The sequence below is a fragment of the Microcoleus sp. w1-18aA5 genome, from assembly GCF_036701705.1.
GTDB lineage: Bacteria > Cyanobacteriota > Cyanobacteriia > Cyanobacteriales > Microcoleaceae > Microcoleus.
In genome coordinates, this window is record NZ_JAUPTE010000168.1 from 1 (window position 1) to 1,501 (window position 1,501).

1 protein-coding gene is annotated in these 1,501 nt (G+C 44.6%); it reads right to left on the minus strand.

The window, feature by feature from the left end:
* Positions 1-91: 91 nt before the first annotated feature.
* Complete coding sequence (locus Q5691_RS27500) at positions 92-1,393, minus strand: NF041680 family putative transposase (protein ID WP_333312380.1); 1,302 nt, start codon at positions 1,391-1,393, stop codon at positions 92-94.
* Between the last annotated feature and the right edge of the window lie 108 nt (positions 1,394-1,501).

Consider the following 1,501-nt stretch of genomic DNA (forward strand, 5'->3'; position numbering starts at 1 on the left):
CTGTAGTTTAGACTAAAAAATCAGTGCAGCTAAAAGTAGCAGCCTTTTAGCAGAAGGCAAGCTGTTGCTCAAAAACTCAAGAGGGAGAAGATTAAACAGCTAATCTTGAAGACTTTTTGCGTCGAGAAACGCGTTTTTTAACAGTGGGATAGCACGGTGCCTTAGTACGTACCTTTCCTTTTTCCCAACCAGGGGATTTTCCCCTATGTTTAGGCGCTGTAGCGGGAGTACCAATGTCAACTAAAACCGACAACATTGATTGGGCAACACGTCCAGGAGTTAAATTAATCGTAGCAGATTGCCAAGGAAGTCGATTTTCCAGAACTAAATCCCTAGCCAGCCAGAGTTGCCAACTCATCAATGGCATTAAATCGCTCCAACGATCAGATTGTTCAGGAGTTCTGAAGTTAGGCAATGTCCAATGTAATCGTTGCTTGACAAATCTATACCAATGATCCACTCCAAAACGTCGTAAATACTTAAACCAAACAGTTTCTAAGGGTAGAGTTCGTTCTCCAACCCAAGCCAACCATAAGGGTGGAAACGGCTGACCATTTGACATGGGCTTCATTCTTTCGACGAGGATTAAATTTACTCCCTGTTCAGGCGCACGATAAAAATGTAAGTCAAGCCATTGACTGACTCGGACTTGTCCCAACCCTGGATGTTCGTCAATTTCAATCACAGTATCCGTTTGGAGCCATGTGGTTGGGTCGTTGAGTCTCATTTTCTGCCCATGTTTCCGTGGCCTACCGCGACCACTATAGGCTGGTGGTGCTGACCACAAACAGGCATTCTTTCGGACTCTCATTAAACAATCAGCTTGAATATCTGCTTGCGCCAGTACCCAATTTGCATTCCCATATTCTCGATCTAAAACTGCTAAAACTGGGTTGACGCTCTGTTCACAAACAAGTTTGAGTTGGGAAGCTGCTTTTTCTATTGGCGAAGACCAACTACTAATTCGTTCATGTAGTAGGGGTAATGCCCAACTTCCTTCTGCTTCGGGTATCCACGCAATTGTACTGTACCCCTGTCCAATAATTACGCCTTTGTGATATTCATGGGTTCTGTCTTGTAATGTTTTGGCATCTGGTCTGCCCCATGCAGTATGATCGATTGCCACTAAAACGTGTTCCGTTGAGGATGCTTCCTCCTGTAATTGCTCCAGATACAGCAGCATCAGTTTTTTCCGGTCTGGTCTACAGTCTTGCAATGCCTCGTAGACGCTTGGCCATTGACGATGGAATAATGGATTGAGCGAAAATTCCGCCAAACAGGCTGCATTCCTGGTCGTCATCACTGCATCCATCAGCTCGAATGTGGCATCCTTGGCTTTGACCAATAACTCGTATGCTGCTTGACGAAAGTCCTTTAATCGTTCACTGTTCATTTAGGGAGTGGATAGGTTTTATTTTTCACCCTTATTCTCTCCCGGCGCGGTGGCTTTAGTTCTTCTCAAAGCCACCGTTCTCATCTTTATTTAGTCTAAAGTACAGTT